This is a genomic window from Pseudoclavibacter helvolus, from assembly GCF_049707175.1.
Lineage (GTDB): Bacteria > Actinomycetota > Actinomycetes > Actinomycetales > Microbacteriaceae > Pseudoclavibacter > Pseudoclavibacter helvolus_A.
Genome location: NZ_JBNAFM010000017.1, coordinates 22,148 through 44,894, shown reverse-complemented (window position 1 = coordinate 44,894; position 22,747 = coordinate 22,148). Strand labels below are relative to the sequence as shown.

General features: G+C 69.5%; 19 protein-coding genes. 2 read left to right on the top strand and 17 right to left on the bottom strand.

The window, feature by feature from the left end:
- Positions 1-10 precede the first annotated feature (10 nt).
- The 6 genes from coaD to ACPYN9_RS13685 form a co-directional block, all read right to left on the bottom strand.
- Positions 11-511, bottom strand: a complete 501-nt coding sequence (gene coaD, locus ACPYN9_RS13710; RefSeq protein WP_424467100.1) for a pantetheine-phosphate adenylyltransferase — start codon at positions 509-511, stop codon at positions 11-13.
- 130 nt (positions 512-641) lie between these two features.
- Entirely contained in the window at positions 642-1,376 is a 735-nt protein-coding gene (locus ACPYN9_RS13705) for a copper resistance CopC family protein (RefSeq protein WP_424467099.1), read from the bottom strand.
- Positions 1,377-1,413: 37 nt separating this feature from the next.
- A complete protein-coding gene (locus ACPYN9_RS13700; protein ID WP_424467098.1) occupies positions 1,414-3,564 on the bottom strand; it encodes an ATP-dependent DNA helicase RecG in 2,151 nt (716 codons plus the stop codon).
- Positions 3,564-6,002, bottom strand: coding sequence for a transglutaminaseTgpA domain-containing protein (locus ACPYN9_RS13695; RefSeq protein ID WP_424467097.1), 2,439 nt, complete (start codon positions 6,000-6,002; stop codon positions 3,564-3,566). Before ACPYN9_RS13695 ends, ACPYN9_RS13700 begins: the two co-directional genes overlap by 1 nt.
- The gene (locus ACPYN9_RS13690; RefSeq protein ID WP_424467096.1) at positions 5,999-7,321 is read right to left on the bottom strand and encodes a DUF58 domain-containing protein; all 1,323 of its coding nucleotides are present in this window, start codon (positions 7,319-7,321) and stop codon (positions 5,999-6,001) included. The genes ACPYN9_RS13695 and ACPYN9_RS13690 overlap by 4 nt, the downstream gene beginning before the upstream one ends.
- A gap of 3 nt (positions 7,322-7,324) precedes the next feature.
- Entirely contained in the window at positions 7,325-8,380 is a 1,056-nt protein-coding gene (locus tag ACPYN9_RS13685; protein ID WP_424467095.1) for an AAA family ATPase, read from the bottom strand.
- 106 nt (positions 8,381-8,486) lie between these two features.
- Here ACPYN9_RS13685 and rsmD point away from each other — a divergent pair, with 106 nt between their 5' ends.
- Positions 8,487-9,098, top strand: a complete 612-nt coding sequence (gene rsmD, locus ACPYN9_RS13680) for a 16S rRNA (guanine(966)-N(2))-methyltransferase RsmD (protein WP_424467094.1) — start codon at positions 8,487-8,489, stop codon at positions 9,096-9,098.
- On the opposite strand, the gene thiL is transcribed toward rsmD, so the two are convergent.
- A complete protein-coding gene (gene thiL, locus ACPYN9_RS13675; protein ID WP_424467093.1) occupies positions 9,047-10,180 on the bottom strand; it encodes a thiamine-phosphate kinase in 1,134 nt (377 codons plus the stop codon). The two genes, rsmD and thiL, sit on opposite strands and share 52 nt — an antisense overlap.
- A 24-nt stretch (positions 10,181-10,204) precedes the next feature.
- Between thiL and ACPYN9_RS13670 the strand changes: the two genes are divergently transcribed.
- Positions 10,205-10,702: a DUF3515 domain-containing protein gene (locus ACPYN9_RS13670; protein ID WP_424467092.1), complete on the top strand. Its 498-nt coding sequence runs from the start codon at positions 10,205-10,207 to the stop codon at positions 10,700-10,702.
- Between the two features lie 77 nt (positions 10,703-10,779).
- Here the strand turns inward: ACPYN9_RS13670 and ACPYN9_RS13665 are convergent, their stop codons facing one another.
- The 10 genes from ACPYN9_RS13665 to ACPYN9_RS13620 all read right to left on the bottom strand — a co-directional run bounded on the left by ACPYN9_RS13665 (position 10,780) and on the right by ACPYN9_RS13620 (position 22,587).
- Complete coding sequence (locus ACPYN9_RS13665) at positions 10,780-11,970, bottom strand: D-alanine--D-alanine ligase family protein (RefSeq protein WP_424467136.1); 1,191 nt, start codon at positions 11,968-11,970, stop codon at positions 10,780-10,782.
- Between the two features lie 72 nt (positions 11,971-12,042).
- Positions 12,043-13,047 (bottom strand): NAD(P)H-dependent glycerol-3-phosphate dehydrogenase, encoded by a 1,005-nt coding sequence (locus tag ACPYN9_RS13660; protein ID WP_424467091.1) that lies wholly within the window; start codon positions 13,045-13,047, stop codon positions 12,043-12,045.
- Positions 13,044-13,832 (bottom strand): lysophospholipid acyltransferase family protein, encoded by a 789-nt coding sequence (locus tag ACPYN9_RS13655; protein WP_424467090.1) that lies wholly within the window; start codon positions 13,830-13,832, stop codon positions 13,044-13,046. The genes ACPYN9_RS13660 and ACPYN9_RS13655 overlap by 4 nt, the downstream gene beginning before the upstream one ends.
- A gap of 2 nt (positions 13,833-13,834) precedes the next feature.
- Positions 13,835-15,205, bottom strand: coding sequence for a UDP-N-acetylglucosamine 1-carboxyvinyltransferase (murA, locus tag ACPYN9_RS13650; RefSeq protein ID WP_424467089.1), 1,371 nt, complete (start codon positions 15,203-15,205; stop codon positions 13,835-13,837).
- Entirely contained in the window at positions 15,202-15,831 is a 630-nt protein-coding gene (leuD, locus tag ACPYN9_RS13645; RefSeq protein WP_424467088.1) for a 3-isopropylmalate dehydratase small subunit, read from the bottom strand. Before leuD ends, murA begins: the two co-directional genes overlap by 4 nt.
- Positions 15,831-17,321 (bottom strand): 3-isopropylmalate dehydratase large subunit, encoded by a 1,491-nt coding sequence (leuC, locus tag ACPYN9_RS13640; protein ID WP_424467087.1) that lies wholly within the window; start codon positions 17,319-17,321, stop codon positions 15,831-15,833. Before leuC ends, leuD begins: the two co-directional genes overlap by 1 nt.
- 161 nt (positions 17,322-17,482) lie before the next feature.
- The gene (locus ACPYN9_RS13635) at positions 17,483-18,049 is read right to left on the bottom strand and encodes an FHA domain-containing protein (protein WP_424467086.1); all 567 of its coding nucleotides are present in this window, start codon (positions 18,047-18,049) and stop codon (positions 17,483-17,485) included.
- Entirely contained in the window at positions 18,042-20,399 is a 2,358-nt protein-coding gene (locus ACPYN9_RS13630; RefSeq protein ID WP_424467085.1) for a transglutaminase domain-containing protein, read from the bottom strand. The genes ACPYN9_RS13635 and ACPYN9_RS13630 overlap by 8 nt, the downstream gene beginning before the upstream one ends.
- Positions 20,396-21,622 carry a DUF58 domain-containing protein gene (locus tag ACPYN9_RS13625; protein ID WP_424467084.1) on the bottom strand — a complete coding sequence of 409 codons (1,227 nt, stop codon included), beginning with the start codon at positions 21,620-21,622 and terminating at the stop codon, positions 20,396-20,398. The genes ACPYN9_RS13630 and ACPYN9_RS13625 overlap by 4 nt, the downstream gene beginning before the upstream one ends.
- A complete protein-coding gene (locus ACPYN9_RS13620) occupies positions 21,619-22,587 on the bottom strand; it encodes an AAA family ATPase (RefSeq protein ID WP_424467083.1) in 969 nt (322 codons plus the stop codon). Before ACPYN9_RS13620 ends, ACPYN9_RS13625 begins: the two co-directional genes overlap by 4 nt.
- Positions 22,588-22,747 lie beyond the last annotated feature (160 nt).

Sequence of the window (22,747 nt, the reverse complement as noted above, 5' to 3'; positions counted from 1 at the left end):
ATTCCAAGGCCTACTCGATGGAGGTGTCGGTGTCGCCCTGCAGGTACTCGTAGACGACGCGCGGCACATACGGCGAGACGTCACCGCCGAGGGACGCGACCTGTCGCACCAGTGAGCTCGACACGTGCGCGTGACTCGGGTCAGGCAGCATGAACATCGTCTCGACGCGGGCGAGGTTGCGGTTGACGATCGCCATGGGCGTCTCGTACGTCACGTCCGCCTGTGAGCGGATGCCCTTGACGATGACTTTTGCACCCACATCGGTGCAGTAATCGACGAGGAGGCCGACGCTCCACGACGCCACCCGGACGTTGCCGCGGATGCCGCTCGCCGACACCGCCTGCTCGATGAGCTCGACCCGCCGTGCAATGGGCAGGAGCGCGTGCTTGTCGGGGTTGTGCACCACGACGACGTGCACCTCCTCAAAGACGGTGCTGGCGCGCTGGATGACATCGAGGTGGCCAAGGGTCACCGGATCGAACGAGCCGGGAACGACAGCGATTCTGCTCATGCCGACAAGACTACGGGGCGCTTCCTGCGCGTCGCGCGTAGGCGCACCTCATTCGGTCGCGGCGACCGGCCACCAGCCCGGAACCACGCCGAACTGCCGCCCAAGAGGCCGGCGCAGGTGGTGGTGATGTTCAGGGGCGGCCCGTCGCCTCGTCATCCCCGTCTGCCAAAGGCTCTTCGACCTGCGGCTTGCGGCTGGCCTCGAGGTCTGCTGCCTTCCGGCGGAACACGAGGTACGACACGAGCACCACGAAGACACCCGCGAGCCCCATGAGCACCCACGCCCATGGCGGGATGCCCGAGTCCTGCGGCGCTGCGGTGCTGGACTGCTCTGCCTCGCCGTCGGCGTTGTTGCCAGTGATGGTGACGCCCTCGGTGTTCTCGACGGACCCGAACCCTGCCGGCGCGGATGCGGTCGGCTCGGTAGCCTCGGCCGGGGTGACGCCGACCGAGACCGTGAAGGGAATTGTTCCGGAGATCGGGTGCCCATCGGAGGACACGACCTGCCAGTTGAGCGTGTAGTTGCCTGCCGCGAGCTCCGGCAGCGCCTGCGTCACGACGGTGCCGTCGACCGTGGGCGCTGCGGACAGCGCGACTGCGGTCTCCTGCACAGCACTGTCGGAGAACAGCTCGACCTGGGGCCCGAGCGTGCCCTCGGACTGCACCTCCGCGGAGAACGTCAGCGTCGCGCTCGCCGGCGCGACGTCGACGGCCTCGTCTGCAGACGGGCTGGACTCGACGAGCGAGTCGTGCGCCGACGCGAGCTGCGAGCCGAGGCCGAGCGCGAGCGCCAGGAACGCCAGCATCGCGGCGAGCATGAGGCGGGAGGCGATTCGGAGCGCGTGTGCGGAAGACGAAGAGGTCACCCGACCATGGTAGGCCAGAGCCGACCGCGGCCCCTGGTCAGGATTTGCCGAGGAACTCCCGCTCCTCGAAACTGTGCCGGCCGATGGCCGCCGTGAGCGCGGGCCAGCGCTTCAGCTCCCAGTCGTCGTCGACGAGCGGGGCCGCTTCGTCACGTGCCGACCTGATCAGGTCGGTGTCCTCGATGACGCGGAGGAGCTTCAGCGAGGTGCGCCCGCCGGATTGCGCGGTGCCGAGCACATCGCCCTCGCGGCGCAGCTCGAGGTCTCGCTCGGCGAGCTCGAAGCCGTCGAGCGTCTCCGCGACGGCAGTGATGCGCTCCCGGGCAGTCGACTCTTCCTCGGAGTTCGAGACGAGCAAGCACAGGCCGGGATGCTCGCCGCGCCCGACGCGACCACGCAGCTGGTGCAGCTGCGAGACGCCGAAGCGGTCCGCATCCATCACGATCATGACCGAGGCGTTCGGCACGTTGACGCCGACCTCGATCACCGTCGTGGCGACGAGCACGTCGATCTTGCCCTCGGCGAAGGCCCGCATGGCGCCGTCCTTCTCCTCGCTCGGCATGGCTCCGTGCACGGCCGCGACGCGCTTGCCGGCGAAGAGCGGATGCACGGCGAGCGTCGGGGCGAGCTCCATGACGGCGGCGACCGGCTGGGCAGGCTCCTCCCCCTCGGCCGGCTCGACGGGGTCGGACGGCTCGATCGCGGGGCACACGACAAACGCCTGCCTGCCCCGCTCGACCTCCTCCGAGACGCGCTGCCAGGCCCGCTCGAGCCAGTGCGGGTGCTCCCTCGTCGCCACCACAAACGTCTCGATCTTCTGCCGCCCCTTCGGCATCGTGACGATGCTCGAGATGTCGAGGTCGCCGAAGACGGTCATGGCGACCGTGCGCGGAATCGGGGTGGCGGTGAGGACGAGCAGGTGGGGCGGCTCGGCGCCCTTCGCGCGCAGCGACTCGCGCTGCTCAACACCGAAACGGTGCTGCTCGTCGACGATCACGAGGCCGAGATCATCGAACATGACGTCGTCGCTGAGCAGCGCGTGCGTGCCGACGATGATCTTCGATTCGCCAGCAACGACCCGCAGGGCCGCGCGCTTGCGCTCCGCCTTCGGCATGCTGCCCGTGATGAGGGTCGGCTTGAGCTGCTCGGCCAGCTCGGGGCCGAGCGAGTCGATGATCGAGCGGTAGTGCTGGGTGGCGAGGACCTCGGTCGGGGCCAGCATGGCTGACTGCCCCCCTGCATCCGCGACCTGCAACATCGCCCGCAGCGCGACGAGGGTCTTTCCGGACCCCACCTCGCCCTGCACGAGGCGGTGCATCGGCACGCCGCGAGCGAGGTCCTTCGCGATCTGGCGGCCCACCGTCTTCTGGTCGGGGGTCAGCTCGAACGGCACCAGTTGGTCAAAGGCAGCCAACAGCGGGCCGACGACGTCGGTCCTGGCGCGAGCCGCAACGAGCTCCGAGATGGCTCTGCGCTGCAGCAAGGCCGCCTGCAGCACGTAGGCCTCGGTGAAGCGAAGCGACTCCCGCGCACGCTCGAGCAGCTTGAAGGTCTCGGGCTGGTGGATGGCGCGCATCGCCTCGTCGTAGCTGTACATGCCGAACATCGCTCGCGTCTCGACCGGCACCGGGTCTTGCAGGAACGGCACCGCCTCAAGGACCGCCTGCACGGCCGCAGCGACCTTCCACGTGGGGAGGCTGGCTGTTGCCGGGTAGATGGGGATTGGCTCCTTGAGCCACTGGTCGCGGCGTTCGGAAACCGCGTCCAACGGTGCATTCTCGAACAGCTCGTACTCGGGGTGCGCGAGCTGGATCGCGCCCCGGTACGTCGAGGCCTTCCCGGAGAAGATGCCGGTCACCCCTGGCTGCAGCTGCTTGGCCCGCCAGCTCTGGTTGAAGAAGGTCAGCGAGACGATGCCCTTCTCGTCCGTGATCTCGACCTGCAGGATGGATCCGCTCCTGGCGCGCATCTTGCGGTCGTCGACCCGAAGCACGCGGGCCACGAGGGTGACATGCTCGCCGATCGGCAGCGACTCGATCGCGGTCATCTCACCGCGACGCGCGTAGCGGCGCGGGTAGTGCTCCAGCAAGCCCGCGACCGTCGTAACGTCCAGCTGCTTCTTCAGCTGTTGCGCGTCGCGCTTACCGAGCACGTCCTCGAGGGGCGTGTCGAGGCCGTAGCTCTCCATCAGCGCCGTCCTGTCAGGGACGCCGGAGCAAGCACCGCCCGGCGTCGGGCTGCCGGCTGGGCTGAGGAACGGAGCGCAGAACGGACCACCAGGACATCATCCCAGAGCGCGACGCGTGCGTCGGACGTCAGCGCCTCGGCGCTCCCTGGCTCAGCGAACGCGGCGTGCTCGTGCTCGACGCGAAGGCGATCCAGCGCCGCACGAGCCGCGTCGGACGGCGCCGAGGCGCCTGGCTCGTCACGCGAACGCTCGAGCGCGCGGGTGATGCTGGCGACCACCGCCTCAGGAGTCAAGCCTGCGGGCAGCGGCACGCCGTAGTCGACGGCACTCGCCGTAACCTCCTGCCACGCGGCGCTCCCCGGGCTCGGGTGCTGCGGCGGCGTCCCCGTCAGCACGGCCGTCCTGCGCGCGCGACGCCTGGCCCCGCGGAGGAACGCGGGCAGGAGCACCAGCGCAGCCAACGCGATCAGGCCGCCGACGATCGCGAGGGCGACGAAGACGGCGGTGGGGTCCACACCTGCGTCCCCACCTTCCTGCTCGCCCGCGCTCTCGGCACCATCGGATGCGGTCGGTGTGGGGGTTTCGGTCTCGGTCGGCCCCGTCGGCGCCGCCGTGCTCTCGGTCTCGACGGGCGAGGGGGACGGCGACGCCGTCTCTGCCTGGTCGAAGGTCGGCGCGGTCGTCTCGCCCGGACCAGGAGCGACGAGGTTGCCAAGAGCACCGGCAGGCGTCGTCTCGAACATCACCCAGCCGTGCCCGGGGAGGTACAGCTCGGCCCAGGCGTGGAGCTGGTCGCTGGTAACCGTGTAGACGGGCTGCCCCTCGGCGTTCAGCTCGCCGGCCGAGCCGGGCGTGAACCCGACGCCGATGCGGGAGGGGATGCCGAGCATTCGCGCCATGACCGCCATCGAGGACGCATAGTGCACGCAGTACCCGGCCCGCGCGTCGAGGAACTCGGCGATGACGTCGAGACTGGTGCCGTCGTATCCCTGCTGCACTGGGGCTGTCTCCGAGTACGCGAACCCCTGCGCGAAGTAGGACTGCAGCTGCAGCGCCTGGGTGCCGAGCGGCGCGGTCTCGTCGATGATCCCCTCAAGCACCGAACGGATGCGGTCGGCGCTCGGACCCTCAGGGACCTGTGTCAGCGGCTCGAGCTGCGGTGGCACGTCGAAGTCGATCTGGGAGATGACCTCGAAGCTCGGCGTGGGCACGACCGTCTGAATCTCGTAGTTCTGCGCGAGCGCCTCGTCGTTCGCACTGCGGACGTCGCCCGTCTGCTCGTCGAGGAGGAACTCACCTTGGAGGTCGACGATGTTGGCCGCGAAGCCTGGTCGGGGCAGGAAGGAGCTGACCCCGTCGTTGAGCACGATTCTCGTCGTGAACTCGCTCGCCTGCGCGCCGGCGGACACTCCGGCGGGCAGTGGCAGGTCACCGCCGTCGACGGAGACGTTTCCATCGAAGTCGCCCGGCATCCAGTCGTCGTCGCCGCTCAGGTCGCTGAGGGTCTGCAGGCTCAGGTACGGGAGCGCCCCCTGGTCGGTGGTCGTGGCGTACCTGAGCACTTCGACCGGGTTGTTGCGGCGCAGGTCCTCGCCGAGGTCGATGATCGGGTTCGCCCGATTCGTGGAGAGGCCGGAGGTCGAGGCCTGGCGGATGACATCGATGCCGGGAGGCGGGGGCACGACCGTCGACGCGACGAGCACGGCCACGAGGGAGACCGCGGTCACAGCAAGGGCGCCGCCGAGGCCCGCGAACCCCCTGCTGTCGACGAGGAACCCCTGGTATGAGAGCTCCTCGTCGTGCACGCGCTGGTGCCAGCTCGAGACGGCGTAGAGGAACACCGCGAGCGCGAGCGCCGCGAGCACGTACGCCCACCCGTCGAAGGCATCGATACCGAGCGCCATGGGGATGAGCGGGAAGGCCAGCAGCGGGAGCAGGGCCAGCGAGCGGCCCCTGATGCCGAAGACGAAGAAGTCACACAGCACCACGATGATGGCGACGCCGATGAGGACGAGCATCGTCATGGCGTCGGTCTCACGCAACGGGGCCGCGTCCGAGCGGAGTTGGTCGACAAGCTGCTCCGCGAGCACACCCCACCCCTCGACGGTCGCCCGAGGTGATCCCTGCGCGGTGAAGCCGATGAGCACCACCGTGCCGCCGAGGATCGACGCGACGAGCGCCCACAGCTGCGAGCCCGTGAAGGTGCGGACCAGTGCGGCGGCCCCGAGCATGATGGCGACGAGCACGATCGCCCTCGCCGACCATCCGTTCGTGTCGAAGATCGGCCAGAGGAGGTTTGTCGCGCTGAAGATCAGGACGGCGAGGGCCACCGTGACAACCCACGAGCCGTTGGCACCCGGGGTGCCCTTCCAGCCCTGGCGACGCCGCATCTGCGCGGTCGTGGTTGCAGTCGTGGTTGCGGTCGTGTGCGCGCTCATGCGGTCGCCTCCAGCTCGAGCAGCGGCACGAACGGCCTGGAGCGGTCGGGTGAGTAGACGGCGACGTTCCAGCCTGCGTCGGTGAACGACTTCAGGGTGGCCTGCGGCACCGGCTTCGCGGAGACGATGAGGACCAGGGCGGGCGAGGCGAACGAGGAGAGCGACTGGATGGCGGCCAGCCCCGCTCCCCCGAGGTGGCGATGCACGTAGACAATGGGCGTTCGTGCCACGCGGGAGATGTCGTCGACGACCTCAGCGCACGCTTGGCGGCGCTCCGCTCCCGGGGCGTCTGGTTGCGTCAGCATGAGGCGGCGCATGACGCCCTCAAGGGCCTCCTCGGACGGGGTCCGCGTGCTTTCGGTATCGCCCTCGAGGTCGGCGTGGGTCTCGAACAGTTCGGTCTCGTAGCCGAAGCGATGAAAGCGGGCGAGCACGGAGGCGGCCAGCGAGACGGCGAGCTCGAACTCGCCGTCAACGGCGGTCGCCTTCGCGGTCGGCTCGTTCATAAGGTCGATGATCGTCAAAGGCGCTTTTGGTTCCTCGGCTTGCGGCGCGCCGCTTGCGTCGAGGATCACCACGGAGGTGTCCTCCGCATGGTGCTCCTCCTGCCGAACGCGGAGCTCGCCCGCGTGCGCGGTCGCACGCCAGTGGATGCGTCGCAGCGGGTCTCCCCTGCGGTAGTCGCGGGTCAGCACGTCGTCGGAGTCGCCCGACTGCGCGACGCCTGCCTCGACCTCGCCGCCGCTCTTCCCGCTCGGCACCGACATGGCCGGGAGCTCGACGACCCTGGGCCAGACCTCGACCTCGACGGCGTCGTCGATCTTGAGCACCCGCCGTGTCAGTCCGAGGCCGTCGAAGTTGTCGAAGAACAGGGGCCCGACCTCGTGCACGCCGCGGCGCATCGAGTCGACGCCGTAGGCGACCCGGCGTCGCCGCTTGTCTTCGTTGCGGTTGAGCCGCGAGCCGATCGCAGGCAGGACGCCGCCGACGCTCGAAGGCTCGGCGCCGGGGAGGAGGTCGAGGTAGGAGCTCGGCTCGAGCGCGATCCAGGACCGGTTCCGCACCTCGGTGACGACGCGCATGCGGTCACCGACGGCGAGCGTCGTCGGGTAGATGGTGCGCTCTGCCTCGAGTCGTGGGCGCCAGATGAGGCGGAGCACGTACGCGACGAGGGGCAGCGCGACGAGGAATCCGCCGAGGGCGAGTAGCTCGCTCCGGCCGAACACGAAGGCTGCTGCGGCCAGCAGCACGCCGACCACCACCAGGCCGATTGCTCGGCTGGTGGGTCTCAGTCGCCGCTCGATGCGCCTCGTCGCCACGCGCTACGCGGTCGCCGAGCTCGTTGGGACGGCGATCTGCTGGGAGATCTGGTCGATGATGCGGGCGGCGGATGCGGAGGCCGCGGTGCCCCGCGAGCCCCTGGCGCTCAGCACAAGCCGGTGCGCGAAGACGGGGCCGACGAGCTTTGCGACGTCGTCCGGAACCACGTAGTCGCGCCCTGCGACGGCCGCGGCGGCCCTCGATGCGCGAACGAGGTGCAGCGTGGCGCGAGGGCTGACGCCGACGCGCACGTCTGGGTGCTCGCGCGTCGCCCGCGCGAGGTCGACGATGTACTGCTTGATGGCTGGGGCGACGTAGATGCGCGAGGTCTGCTCGATCATCGTCGACACGTCGGCGGCGCTCAGCGAGGCACGCACGCTGGAGAGCGGGTCGCTGGAGTCTCGTCGGTCGACCATCGCCAGCTCGTCGTCACGTTCCGGGTAGCCCATCGACATGCGGGCCATGAACCGGTCGCGCTGTGCCTCTGGCAGCGCGTAGGTGCCCTCCATCTCTGAGGGGTTCTGGGTTGCGAAGACCGTGAAGGGTGCCGGCAGCTTGTGGGTGACGCCGTCGACTGTGACCTGGCCTTCCTCCATGCATTCCAGGAGCGCGGACTGCGTCTTCGGCGATGCACGGTTGATCTCGTCGCCGATGACGACGTTGGCGAAGACAGGACCCTGCTGGAACTCGAAGCGGCGCTCGACCTGGTCGTAGATGGCGACGCCGGTGACGTCGGAGGGCAGCAGGTCTGGAGTGAACTGGATGCGGCTCACGCTCGACTCCATTGCCGCGGCCAGCGTTTTCGCGAGCACCGTTTTGCCGACACCCGGCACGTCTTCGACCAGGAGGTGGCCGCCGGCCAGCAGCACGACGACGGCGAGGTGGACCTGCTCGTCTTTCCCGGAGATGACCGAGCCCACGCTCTCGCGGATCTGGCGCGCGCCGTCCTGCAGCGCGACCGCGGCGCTGGATGTGCGCCCGCTTCTGACTGCGTCGGCGGTTCGCTGCGCTGCGGCCGACCCCGCTGCTGCGGTCTCCGCACTGTTGCCGTATTCCATGGCCACCTCCGAATTCAAGTGCCCATCATTCCACGCACCCCCGACAAGTTCGGCCAGACGCACTCCGGTGTGCGCCGTGCGGTGCACTCGCGGCTACGCTCGAGGCGTGACACGCATCATCGCAGGAACCGCACGAGGCCACTCGCTCGCCGTCCCCAAGAGCGGGACGCGCCCGACCAGCGACCGTGTCCGTGAGGCAATGTTCTCGTCTCTCGAGTCGCTCCTCGACCTCGACGGCGCCGTCGTCCTGGACCTCTACGCGGGCTCGGGCGCGCTCGCCTTCGAGGCGCTCAGCAGGGGCGCGTCGACCGCGGTGCTCGTCGAGCAGTCGAAGTCCGCGGCCGCCGTGCTCCGGACCAACGCCGAGCTCCTGGCCCGCATCGCGAGGGAGCAGGGCCGCCGCACCGTCACCTCACGCGTCGTGCAGAGCTCCGTCGCGAGCTACCTCAAGACCGCGCCAGGGCAGCTCTTTGAGCTCGTCTTCATCGACCCTCCGTACGAGCTCGGCGAGGCCGAGCTCACTGAGGCGCTCGAAGCCCTGGTCCCCCACCTCGCTCCCGAGGCGGTAGTTGTCCTCGAACGCGGATCGCGGTCGCCGGCGCCGCTTGTGCCCGAGAGCTTCGAGGCGCTCCGACGCAAGTCCTACGGAGAGACGGTCGTCTACAGCTACGAAGCGAGCCCCGTCGACGCGCCGGACGACGAGCTGTCCCAGGCGTAGGGGTCCCAGCCCCTCGCATCCCTCGCCGCTCCGTCAACGAGCACGGGCGTCTCGATGTGGTTGGCGAGCGGATGCACGCGGCCGATCGCCCTGAACCCGTCCGGCAGGGCGCTACCGGCTGGGAAGGTGGCAAGCAGCCCGTGGTCCTCGCCGCCCACGACGACGAGTTCGCGAGCACGAGCCCGCCGTTCGTCGCGATCGAGGTCGGGCATCGCGGCGGCGAGGGCAGCGTCCACCGCGTCGATGTCGGCGGTGAGGGATGCGGTCTCGAGCCCGAGCTGCACCCCGCTGGCCTTCGCGAGGCGTGACGCGTCGAGGAGCAGCCCATCGGAGACATCCATCATCGCGGTCGCCCCGGCCTCGCGAGCGGCCACCCCGAGGGCGGCTTTGATCGCCGGTGCGACGTGCCAGTCGACGACTGCGGCGACCGCTTCGCCCCTCGCCCGCAGGGCTGCGATGCCGTCAGTCCGGGCCGCGCCGTGCTCATCTCTGGCGAACGCGTAGAGCAGGGAGAGCCCGGCCCCGCTGCGGCCCGCGGGGCCACTCAGCGCGAGGACGTCGCCGACCCTCGCCCCCGAACGCCGCACGGCATCTCCCCCGCGCAGCTCGCCGAAGGCCGTGATCGCGATCGTCACCTGCCCGCTCGTCGACAGGTCGCCGCCGATCACCCCGCACCCTGGTGCCATCTCGGTGAGGCCGTCGGCGAAGCCCTCGGCGAGCTCCTCGACCCACTCGACGCGCGTGGAGCCCGGCAGCGCGAGCGCCACCGTGATCGCCGTGGGCGCAGCGCCCATCGCCGCGACGTCGGCCAGGTTCGAAGCACATGCCTTGCGGGCCAGCTCGCGAGCCGACGACCAGGCCAGGCGGAAGTCCGGGCCCTCGACCATGAGGTCGGTCGTGACGACGACCCCGCCGCCGCCCACCGCGAGCACGGCAGCGTCATCGCCTGGGCCGAGCTCCGCGGCCTCGGCTGCCGGGACCCGAGCGACGATGCGCCGCAGCAGGTCCGCCTCGCCGCACTCGGCCACCGTCAGGTCGGTGGTCGTCTGGCGGCGGGCATCATCGGCGGGGAGAGCAGGCACCCGCTCACGATAGCCTGGGGGCAAATGTCTCGAACCTTCCGCGCCGTCTCCCGCTTCGCCGCCGTGGCCCTCGCGGCTACCGCATCCGCCACACTGCTCACGGCCTGCAACAGCGCCAGCGTGCCCATGGAGCCCGCGCCGGACGCCGCCGCGCCGGAATGCGCCGAGGTATCGGTGCGCCTCCCATCGACGGTCGACGGGCTCGAGCTGCGGCACACGAACGCGCAGGCCACCGGAGCGTGGGGAAGCCCCGCCAGTGTGCTGCTGCGCTGCGGGGTGCCGACCCCGGGTCCGACCACCGACTCCTGCCAGAACCTCAACGGCATCGACTGGGTGCTTGACGACAGTCAGGCGCCCACCTACAAGTTCACGAGCTACGGCCGCACGCCCGCCGTGGAAGTCATCGTCGACTCGGATGTCGCCTCCGGCACGACCGTGCTCATCGACCTCGAAGACGCCGTCGCGAAGCTCCCGAAGACGGGCGGCTGCGTGGGCGCCGACGACGTGCTCGGCTCGCAGTAACAACGGCCAGCGCGAACCAGCGCGCACCAGCGCCGACCAGCGGGGGCGCCAGTTGCTCCCGCCGATCTCGCGATCGGCTAGCGCGTCAGCCGCGCCTCGCGGGCTGCGGCGTGCGCGCGCGCCACCTCGATGAGCTCGGTGATGAGCTCCGGGTAGCTCATGCCGCTCGCCTGCCAGCACTTCGGGAACATCGAGATCGGCGTGAAGCCGGGCATCGTGTTGATCTCGTTGACGACGAATCCGTCATCGGTGAGGAAGAAGTCGACGCGGGCGAGGCCGGAGGCGCCGAGCGCTTCGAAGGCGCGGATGCCGAGCTCCGCCATCTCCGCGAGCAGCTCCTCGCTCAGGTCTGCCGGGCACTGCAGCTCGACACCGGAATCGTCGAGGTACTTGGCCTCGAAGTCGTAGAACTCGGCCTTCGTCATGACGATCTCGCCGGCGACGGATGCGCGTGCGCGTTCGCCCGGACGCGACTCGAGCACGGCGATCTCGACCTCGCGACCCACGACGGCCGCCTCGACGAGTACGTGGTCGTCTTCCGCGAGCGCTGTCGTCATGGCTGCCGCGAACTCCTCGATGGCCGCGACCTTGCTGACGCCGACGCTCGATCCAGCCCGGGCCGGCTTGACGAACACGGGCAGCCCGAGGCGTTCGACAACCTCGGAGGCGAGCGCCTCCCCCTGCGCATCCCACTGGAGCTGCGTGATCGTGACGCCGTCGGCGACCTGGAGGCCCGCATCCCGGAGCACGATCTTCGTGTAGTGCTTGTCCATGCCGACGCTGGCCGCGAGCACCGAGGAGCCGACGAACGGCAGCCCGACGAGCTCGAGCATGCCCTGCACCGTGCCGTCCTCGCCGAACGGACCGTGGAGGATGGGGAAGACCAGGTCGACCTCGCCGAGCGACGTGCGCTCCGTGCGCTCGGCACCGGCCTCAGCGCCGAGCATGTCGCCCTCGACGCGCGACACGGTCACCTCGCGGTGCTTCGCGGAGTCGGGGAGGTGGATGCGCGTGCCGTTGTCGACGACCTCCGGCAGGTTGTCGGGGTCGAGCGCGAATTTGTCCGCATCGTCGTCCTCGAGCACCCAGGCCCCGTCGCGCGTGATGCCGATGGGCAGCACCCGGTACTTCTCGCGGTCGATCGCCCCGAGCACCCCGCTGGCCGTGGCGCACGAGATCGCGTGCTCGCTCGAGCGGCCGCCGAAGACGACGGCGATGAGCGGCCGCGTGTCGGCGGCGGCTGTGGGGTTCGGCTGGGCAGTCGACATGAGGTTCCCTTCCACGAGCGACTCTTCGCTCACGGCTTCCAAGGGTACGGGGTCGCCCGGGCGGGGTCCTCGCTACTCGCCGCTCGGGCCGTCGTCGGTGGCGAGGTGCGGCGCGAGGTCCGCCGGGCTCATGCGCCCGTGGAGCACGTCGTCGATCTGCGTGGCGATGGGCATGTCGACCCCGTGGCGCGCCGCGAGCTCGAGGATCGCGCCGACCGACCTGAGGCCCTCTGCCGTCTGCTGCATCTGCGTGACGACGTCCTCGTAGACGTAGCCCTGCCCGAGCAGCCTGCCGGCGGTGAAGTTGCGAGAGAGCGGCGACTCGCAGGTGGCGATGAGATCGCCGAGCCCCGCGAGGCCGATCATGGTCGGCGCCTGCGCCCCCATGGCGACCGCGAAGTCGGAGATCTCGGCGAGGCCGCGCGTCATCACTGACGCCTTGGTGTTCTCGCCGTAGCCGACCCCGTCGACGATGCCGACGGCGATGGCGATGAGGTTCTTGAGCACTCCCCCGAACTCGGTGCCGATCACGTCCACGTTCACGAACGAGCGCAGATAGCTGTTGCGTGCCAGCTTCGCGACGCTCAGCGCGGTCGCCTCGCTCGCCGATGCGACGACGATGGCCGTCGGCTGCTCCTTCGCGATCTCGAGCGCGATGTTGGGACCGCTGGCGACGGCGATCCGCTCCGCTGGCAGTTCGAGGACGCCCTCCAGCACCTCGCTCATGCGCAGGCCGCTGGAACGCTCGACGCCCTTCATGAGGCTCACCACCACGGCGTCGTCCTCGAGCATCGGGGCGAGCTGGGCCGCGAGCTCCCGCGCAGTTTGCGCTGGCACGGAGACGAACACGAAGCGCTGACCTCGCACGGCCTCGGCGAGGTCGGGCGTTGCGCGGAGACTCCTCGGCAGGTCGATGCCGGGCAGGTACCCGGTGTTGCGATGCGACTCGTTGATCTCGTTCGCGACTTCCTGGCGTCGCGCCCAGATCGTGATGTCGTGCCCTGCGTCCGCAAGCACCTTCGCGAACGTCGTGCCCCAGCTGCCGCTGCCGAGCACGACCGCGCGCTGCGCGCTCACACAGCCCCCGCGTCGCTGGAGGACCCGTCGCGACCCTGCGGGAACTTGCCGTGCTCCGTCTGCCCGTGCTTCGCGGGATCGTAGAGCTCGGCCGGCGCCTGCTCACCGCGGATGCCCTCTAGGAGCCCCGTGATGTCGTTCATGATGAGCTCGGTGGCGCCCTTCATCGCGCTGGCGCTTTGCATCCGCCCGCTGAACTCCGCGAGGCTGACGGGCTCGCCCACGTGCACCGTGATCTTCTTGCGCCACCCGAGGGTGAGCTTCTTGGCGTAGCGAGGCAGCAGGTTCTGCGCGCCCCAAATGGCGGCCGGGTACACCGGGATATCGGCGCTCAGGGCGATCCGGGCCGCCCCGTTCTTGCCGCGCATCGGCCACAGATCGGGCTCGCGCGTCAGCGTGCCCTCCGGGTAGATGATGACGCCCTGGCCGAGCTTCGCGAGCCGCTCCGCGGACGCGATCGCCGCCTGGTTGGCGCCGCGCGCGTCGCGCGAAACCGGAATTTGCCCGCTCTTCCTCAGGATCCAGCCGAGCCCCTTCACGCGGAAGAGGCGGTCGGCCGCCATGAAGCGCGGGGCGCGGCCGAGCTTCCACACGGCCATGCCCATGATGAGCGGGTCGACTTCGCTGGTGTGGTTCGGGGCGACGATGAACGCGCCCTGCTCCGGCAGCGTGCCCTTGATCTCCCAGCGCATGATCGGCCAGCTCAGCGGGAACGCGACCGCGGCCAGCGCCCAGAAGATCGACGGCGTGCGCTTCTCCGCAGACCCCCGCCTCGCAGCGGCCACTCTTACGCCTCGACCGTGAAGTCAGCTCCGAGGGTCTCGAGCTTCGCGATGAAGTTCTCGTAGCCGCGAGCGATGATGCCGACGTTGGAGACACGCGACGTGCCCTCCGCCGCGAGCGCCGCGATGAGGTGGCTGAAGCCGCCGCGCAGGTCGGGGACCTCGATGTCGGCCGCCTTGAGTTTCGTCGGACCGGAGATGACGGCGGAGTGCTGGAAGTTGCGCTGGCCGAAGCGGCACTCCTGGCTGCCGAGGCACTCGCGGTGCAGCTGGATGTCGCTGCCCATCTCGACGAGGGCGTCGACGAAGCCGAAGCGCTGCTCGTAGACGGTCTCGTGCACGATGGAGACGCCGTGCGCCTGCGTGAGGGCGACGACGAGCGGCTGCTGCCAGTCGGTCATGAACCCGGGGTGCACGTCGGTCTCGATCACGACGGGGCTCAGCTCGCCGCCCGGGTGGAAGAAGCGGATGCCGTCGTCGTGGATTTCGAAGGCGCCGCCCGCCTTGCGGAAGACGTTGAGGAACGTGAGCATCTCAGGCTGCTTGGCGCCGCCGACGTAGATGTCGCCCTTGGTGACCAGCGCGGCGGACGCCCAGCTTGCTGCCTCGTTGCGGTCGAACAGCGCCTTGTGGCTGTAGCCGCCGAGGCGCTCGACGCCTTCGATGCGGATGACGCGGTCGGCGTCGACCGAGATGATGGCGCCCATCTTCTGCAGGATGTTGATGAGGTCCATGATCTCGGGCTCGATGGCCGCGTTGCGGAGCTCCGTGCGACCGTTCGCGCGAACGGCGGTCAGCAGGACCTGCTCGGTCGCGCCGACGGACGGGTACGGCAGGTTGACCTTGGCGCCGTGGAGCCCGCCGGGCGCGCTCATGCGGATGCCGCTCGGCAGCTTCTCGATGACGGCACCGAAGTTGCGGAGCACCTCGAGGTGGAAGTCGATCGGACGGTCGCCGATGCGGCAACCACCGAGGTCGGGAATGAACGCCTCGCCGAGGCGGTGCAGGAGCGGGCCGCAGAAGAGGATTGGGATGCGGCTGGAGCCGGCGTGCGCGTTGATCTCGGCCATGTGGGCCGTCTCGACGTTCGTCGGGTCGAGGCGCAGGTCGCCGGACACCTCGTTGCGGTCGATCTTGACGCCGTGAAGCGTGAGGAGACCGGCGACGACGCGGACATCGGAGATGTCGGGAACGTCGCGGAGGACGCTGACCTCTTCGCCGAGCAGGGCCGCGACCATGGCCTTGGTCACGAGGTTCTTCGCGCCACGCACCTCGATGCGACCGGAGAGCGGGCGCCCGCCGTTGAAGACGATGGTGTCGCCGGTCAGACCGACTGATGCGCCGGCGCGAGCCGAGTCGTTGGTGATCGTGTTCACTGAGTTGCACTCCCTGCGGTGGTGGACCTGCGGATCGGAAGAGTCCGCGGACGCCACGCCTCACGGCGTGACTCAAAGGTGGAGATCGCGTGTTCGTCACGCAACGTCAACGAGATGTCGTCGAGCCCCTCGAGGAGACGCCATCTCGTGTAGTCGTCGATCTCGAACGTGGCCGTCATGTCTCCGACAGTAACGGTGTTCGTGGTGAGGTCAACGACCGCAGTCGCGCTCGGGTCCGCCTCTGCGGCGTCCCAGAGCTGTTCTACGAGGTGCTCCTCCAGCGTGGCGACAAGCAGCCCTTGCTTGCCGGCGTTGCCGAGGAAGATGTCTCCGAATCTGGAGCCGATGACGGCTCGGAAGCCGTAGTCCTTGAGGGCCCAGACGGCGTGCTCGCGTGAGGAGCCGGTACCGAAGTCTGGTCCGACGAGCAGGATGCGCGGGTGCGCTTGGTATTCGGGCCGGTTGAGCACGAAGTCCGGATCTTGCCGCCAGCCGTGGAACAGCGCATCCTCATAGCCGGTCTTGGTGACTCGCTTGAGGTAGACGGCGGGCAGGATCTGGTCGGTGTCGACGTTGGAGCGCCGGAGCGGAACGGCGGAGCCCTCGATGCGGGTGATCTTCTCCATCAGACGGACACCTCCTGCGGGTTCTGGGATGCGGCGCTGGCCGCGGGCGCGGCGGGTGCATCGAGATCGGACGGACTGGAGAGCGTACCCCGAACCGCGGTCGCCGCGGCGACGAGGGGCGACACGAGGTGCGTGCGCCCGCCCTTGCCCTGGCGGCCTTCGAAGTTCCGGTTGGAGGTCGAAGCACAGCGCTGGCCTGGCTCGAGCTGGTCCGGGTTCATGCCGAGGCACATGGAGCAGCCGGCGAAGCGCCATTCAGCGCCGAACTCTTCGATGATCTTGTCAAGTCCCTCGGCTTCCGCTTCGAGGCGGACGCGCGCGGATCCCGGCACGACCATGACCCTGACGCCGTCGGCCTTCTTCCGCCCCGCGATCACGGACGTGAAGGCTCTGAGGTCTTCGATGCGGCTGTTGGTGCAGGAGCCCATGAAGACCACGTCGACGGGGATGCTCTTCATCGGTCGGCCGGCTTCGAGTGCCATGTAGTCGAGCGCACGCTCGGCGGCCTGCCGATCGTTGGGGTCGGCGAACTCGGACGGCTCCGGCACGACTCCGTTGAGGGAAACGCCCTGGCCGGGGTTGGTGCCCCAGGTGACGAACGGCTCCAGCGTGTTGGCGTCGATGGACACCTCGGCGTCGAAGACGGCGTCGTCATCGGTCCTCAGCGTGCGCCAGTACTCGATGGCGACGTTCCAGTCGTCTCCGCGTGGCGCGTGGTCGCGGCCCTCGAGGTACGCGAACGTCTTCTCGTCGGGGGCGACCATGCCGGCGCGTGCGCCAGCCTCAATGGACATGTTGCAGATCGTCATCCGCCCCTCCATGGAGAGGGCCTCGATCGCCGAGCCGCGGTACTCGAGCACGTACCCCGCGCCGCCTCCGGTGCCGATCTTCGCGATGACGGCGAGGATGATGTCCTTTGCCGTGACCCCTTCGCGGAGCGTGCCGTCGACGTTGATGGCCATGGTCTTGAACGGCTTGATCGCGAGCGTCTGCGTGGCGAGCACGTGCTCGACCTCGCTCGTGCCGATGCCGAAGGCGATGGCGCCGAAGGCCCCGTGGGTGGAGGTGTGCGAGTCGCCGCAGACGACGGTGATGCCAGGCTGCGTGAGGCCCAGCTGCGGGCCGACGACGTGCACGATGCCCTGTTCGGCGTCGCCGAGCGGGTGGAGCCGGATGCCGAACTCCTCGGCATTGCGGCGCAGGGTCTCGATCTGCGTGCGGCTCGTGGTGTCGGCGATGCGATTCAGGATGTCGACGGTGGGGGTGTTGTGGTCTTCCGTGGCGATCGTGAGATCGGGTCGCCGGACGGGCCGACCTGCCACGCGCAGCCCGTCGAAGGCCTGCGGGCTGGTCACCTCGTGCATGATGTGCAGGTCGATGTAGATGAGGTCTGGAGAGCCGTCTTCGCCCTTGGCGACGAGGTGGTCTTCCCACACCTTCTGCGCCAGGGCCCTCGGCTGTCTCGCGGTCGTGCTGCGTTCCGTCTTCATGCTGCGTGTGTCTCCTCGCATCTGCTCAGGCGCGTTCAACACCGCGACGGGATGCACCTGCGAAGTCAGGCCCCGCCGCGGCCGCGAAGGAGGAGCGTGCCGACAGACATGCGGACCATGCTAACACTGCGCTCCTGACGGGGTGGTGGCGAGCGCGGGCCTCAGCTTCGGCGGATCGAGAGCCGGTACTCGCCGAGCTGCACGACGTCACCTGAGCGGAGTTCCGCTGGGACTCCAGGCTCAACCGCGAGGGCCCCGTGCGCATTCCCGCCGGGGAAGAGGGCGACGCCGTTGGTTGAGTTGAGGTCGTCGACGTAGAGGCGGTCTCCGTCGGCCCAGAAGCGGGCGTGCGTCTTCGACATGGTCTGCGTGCGGTCGGCGACGGCCGAGACGGATGCGTCTGGGAAGCGTTCCTGCGAGGGGTTTCGGCCGATGACGACGGGCCCGTAGATGGGGAGGCTCACGCCGTCGGAAAGCACGATGACCCATTCGGGCAGCGGCGGCTCGATGTCAGCGCTCGGGTCGTGCTGCGCGGGCTGCGGGGCGTGCGGGGCGTGCGGAACAGCGGGAGCAGCGCCGGGGGCCGGCGTCGCCTGCCGCGGCGCAGGCATTGGCGGAAGCGGGTACTCGTCGTCGAGTTCAGCCCGCAGCCAGTCATCAGCTCGAGGGTCGCCCTGCGGCTGGGCTGCGCGCCCGAGTCGGTCGGGGTCGCTGCCAGCTTCAGGCATGACCGCCCCCTGGCCGGCGATTCCCGGCGGTACCTGGATGAACCCCGAACGTTCCACGTCGCAATGATACGACTCGCTGGGCTCGGTGGTACGCATATCGTCCTCGCAGACGGCGCCAGAACCCCACGCTTCCTCTCGCCTCGGCGACCGAGGCGTCGATGTCACCCCAGAGCTCGTTGAGCTGCGTATCGGTCGGGGTCTCGTCGCCGAACACGGCCCGGTCGCTGCGGTCGGCGATTGCGACGAGTGAGGGATGCAGGGCCTCGGCCGTCTGGCGCCGAGTCTGTCGCGGAGGCACGTCGTAGCCGAGTTCGGCGAAGCGATCGATACCGTCGCTCCACGCCCCGGCCGCACGCTGATCCGGGCTGCCTTCGTGCTGTCGCTTGCGGCGTCGCCTCCGCTTGAGGATCGCGACGACGAAGAGGGGGGCGAGGAAGAGCACGAGCGGGATGACGAGCGAGGCCCCGAGGGTGACGATCCACCCCGGCAGGCCTTCCTCGTCGTCGGGTTCCTCCTCCTGTCGCCGTTCGTCTGCGCTCGTGAGCAGCTCGTCTGGTTTCTCCTGGGTCTGCGGCGGCTGGCGCACCTGCGCCTTGGGCTTCGACTGGGGGTCGGTTGTCGTGTTGACGGGAACGTCGGTCTGCTCTGGGGTCGGGTCGAAGGCGACCCAGCCGAAGCCTTCGAACGGCACTTCCACCCAGGCGGTGACGTCTGCACCGCGAACTTCGGCGCTGCCTTCTGCGGAGAGCTGCTCGGGCGCGTAGCCCATGACGACTCGGGCGGGGAACCCGAGCTGTCGCGCCATGATGGCCATGGCCGACGCGTACTGCTCCTGGTCACCGACGAGGTAGCGCAGCTCGAAAAGCTCCTGCATGCGGTCGAGGCCGTGGCCCGCGCGCGACGGCACGGTGTCGCTCGCCGTTCCGTGGCTGAGGAATCCCTCGGCGACAAGGGCGTTCTCGATGGCCTTGAGCTGCAGGTAGGGCGAGGTCTCGCCGGCGACGAAGCTCTGCATCCGCTCGACGAGCGCCGATGGGGTGGCGGGCATCGCCGGGTAGTCGAGGTCGAGGACCGCGACGTTGTCGAGCTGCCCCTCGATGGGGAGGTCTTGCACCAGCGCGGTGATCTCGTAGGTGTCACCCTCCCGGAGTCCGGATGTCACGAGCCCACCGCCCGCGCGGGCGTTGTATCGGAAGTCTCCGCTGCGGTTGGGCAGACTGCCGCCGGTGAACTGCACGTCGGTCGGGACCCCGACGCTCGGCAGCCAGATGTCGGAGTAGTCGCGGACGGTGACGCCGAGCGTCCTCGTCGACGACGAGGTGATGAAGGGGTTGCCGGGTACGACGCGCCCCGAGAGGTTGTAGCTGCCGGTCGCGTCGAGCGACTCCTCTGGGGCGGTGATCTGCCAGGACTTGCCCGAGTAGCTCTCGAGGGTGGCGAGGCGGATGCGGTCGCCGGTGTCGAGCCCGGTCGCCTCGAAGAGCACGGCGTCCGGCTCGAGTTTGGAGTACTCGCGGAATCCGGCCAGGGGGCTCGTGTGCGTGAGGGGGTCAAAGGGCGGCGTGATCTGCTCTCGCGCGACGACCCGCTGGTCGGCGACGGTGCCGGAGGCGACGAGGCCGCCTGCGCCGGTCAGGAGGGCGGCGACGAGCACCAGCACGCCGACCCCGAATACCCGGGCGCGGGCGAGCGCTCGGCGGGCCTCCTTCGAGGCGACGTTGCCGAGCCCTCGGCGCCAGCTGAGCCAAACGAGCGCGATGACAGCGAAGCCCGCACCGCGGAGCACGCCGGCGACGCTGTCGTCGGTCCCGACGAAGATCGCGCTGGCGAACACGGCGAGGGGGCAGAGAAGGGCGACGGCCGGTGGCCAGAGGGCCGCGGGTCGGGCGGGGGCCACCCAGAGCAGCAGGATCATGGCGGTCAGGGATGCGAACGCCGCGGTGAAGTACGGCAGTACCGCGAGGTGGGTGGGTGCGAGGAGCGGGGTCGAGAGGGTCACGGCATCGCGCCAGGCGAAGATCGGTCCTCTGGCAAGGTCCGCAAGCGTCGCGAGGGTCGGCAGCACGCCGCCGAGCCCGGCTCCGGGGAGCGCGAACGCCGTGCCGAGGAGGAAGTACGCCGCGGTGGCGATGAGGAGCGTGTTGACCCTGGTGAGGCCCAACCTCGCGCCGAGCAGCGCCGAGCCGATCCCGACCACGAGGCCGCCGGTGACGGCCAGGAGGAACCAGGCGCTGCCATAGGCGGGCGCGAAGCCGAGCGACGCGATCAGCGTGAGCACGGCGACCGCGCCGCCGTCTATGAGCGCGCGTGTGCCTGAAGCCGAGGTACTCCCCTGCGCTGCCGCGGTCACGCGCGCACCCGTGTCTCGCGCACGAGGCGGGGCAGGTCTTCGAGGTCCGGCACGGTGCAGACCACGGTCTCACGAAGACGCGTCCGGCTCGCCGGGTGGCCGATCGCGCAGCGGAAGACGACGAGGGCGACATCGGCCGAGAAGACAGATTGGAGCTGCCCGAGCTGGGCGTCGCTCGTGCCGCTGCCGCACACGAGGAAGACGATGGTGGCCTCGGGCAGACGCCGTGCGCTGAGCGCAACGAAATCGCGCAGCGCGGCTTTGGCCGTCGTCTGGGGCTCGAGCCGACTGGTGCCGTCGAGCATCGACGAGACAGCGCGGGTGGGCAGGCGACCGCGCTGCGTCATGGCGCTGACGGAGACACCGGAGCGGATGAGCTCCTGGGCGAGGGAGGCAAGCACCTCAACGCCCAGCTCGAACTCGTCTTCCGAGGCGTACGCGGTCGTCTCGAGGGTCTGCAGCACGCTGGCCTGCGAGCGGCGAGTCTCCTGAAACTGGCGGACCATGAGCAGTCCGGTGCGGGCGCTGGTGCGCCAGTGGATGTTCCTGCGGTCGTCGCCGGGCTCGTAGGGCCGAAGCGCGTGGAACGCGAGGTCGTCGTCAGTGATGCGCTCGCCGGTCACGCCTTCGAGGTCGCGCAAGAGGCCTGCGACCTGCGCGGTGATGCGCACGGTTCGCGGGTGCACGAACAGCTCGATGATGCCCGTCCACTTCGTGGCCCGTTCGAGGAGTCCGAGCGGATCGCCGCGCAGCGAGCGGGCGGGCCCCGCCTCGATCACGGCACGTCGTGTCGTCGGCACCGCGAAGAGGTCCTCGTGGGTGTCCTCCGGCGGGAGCTGCGGAACACTGAATTCTGCGGTCGCCTGTCCGACGGGCAACACGAGGCGCGTGGGCAGCACGCGACGCTCGCCCAGGTTGGTGACCTGGAGCCGTCCGAGCGCCCGTTCCCCGACCCGCACCCGTCGCGGCTCGAGCTCGACCTGCACCGCGAAGCTCTCGCGACCGATCGTGAACGGCACCGCTGCGGCGAAGACCCCGACGAGGATCCCGCCGATGCCGATGAGCTCGAGCCATCCGAACGCCACGCCGAGCCCCAGCAGCACGATGCCTGCGCCGAGCACGATCCAACCGAGCGGCGTGACGCACCTGATGGCGTCGCCGATCGTGAGCCGGTCGCGCGTGGCGGACTCGGCTGCTGCGGATGCGTGCTCGTCGTGCATCATGCGGCCCGGAACTGGGGCGGTTCGACCTCGAGGAGGCAGCGGTCGATGACCTGGTCTGGGGTGGTGCCGGAGAACTCGGCCTCCGGGTCGAGGATTAGGCGGTGCGCGAGCACCGAATGCGCGAGGTCGCGCACGTCGTCCGGCACGACGTAGGTGCGTCCGTGGGCGAGCGCCCAGGCCTTGACGGCCCTCGCGAGGGCGAGCGCGCCCCGCACCGAGACGCCGACGAGCACGTCGCGGTCGGCGCGAGTGGCGGTCACGATCTGCGAGACGTAGGCCATGATCGACTCGTCGACGTGCACCTCGGCCGCGAGTTCCTGCATGACGACCACGTTCTCGGCGTGGAGGATCGCTGGCACGCTGTCGGCGCGCTGCCGGTTGCCCGCATCCATGAGCAGGCGCACGGTGCTCTCATGGTCGGGGTAGCCGAGCGAGGTCTTCATGAGGAAGCGATCGAGCTGCGCCTCAGGCAGCTTGTAAGTGCCGGCCTGCTCGACGGGGTTCTGCGTCGCGATGACGAGGAAGGGCGCCGGGACCGGGTGCGGGCTTCCGTCGACGGTCACCCGCCCTTCCTCCATGACCTCGAGGAGCGCGGACTGGGTTTTGGGCGACGCACGGTTGATCTCGTCGGCCAGCACGATCGAGGCGAAGATCGGACCCGGGTGGAACTCGAAGTCACGCTTGGCCTGGTCGAAGATCGTCACACCCGTCACGTCGGACGGCAGCAGGTCGGGCGTGAACTGTACGCGGCTGTTGGTGCCGTCGATGGTCTTCGCGAGCGCCTTGGCGAGGACCGTCTTGCCGGTGCCAGGCACGTCCTCGAGGAGGAGGTGCCCCTGGCTGAAGAGGGTTGTCAGGGTGAGTTCCACCACGTGGCGCTTGCCGACGACCGCCTGCTCGATGTTCGCCGTCAGCCGCCGGAAGGCATCCTGAAACCAGGCGGCCTGCTCATCGGTCACTGTCATGCTGGCTCCTCTTCGCGACACCGGCTGGCGTCAGCTCTGGTGCTGGTGGGCTTGATGGTTGGTGGGTCTGCTGGGGCTGCTGGGTCTGCTGGATCGGTTGGGCCCGCTGGGTTCCTGAGGTGGTGGTCGACTCGAGTGTCGATCGGACCGCCGACATTCG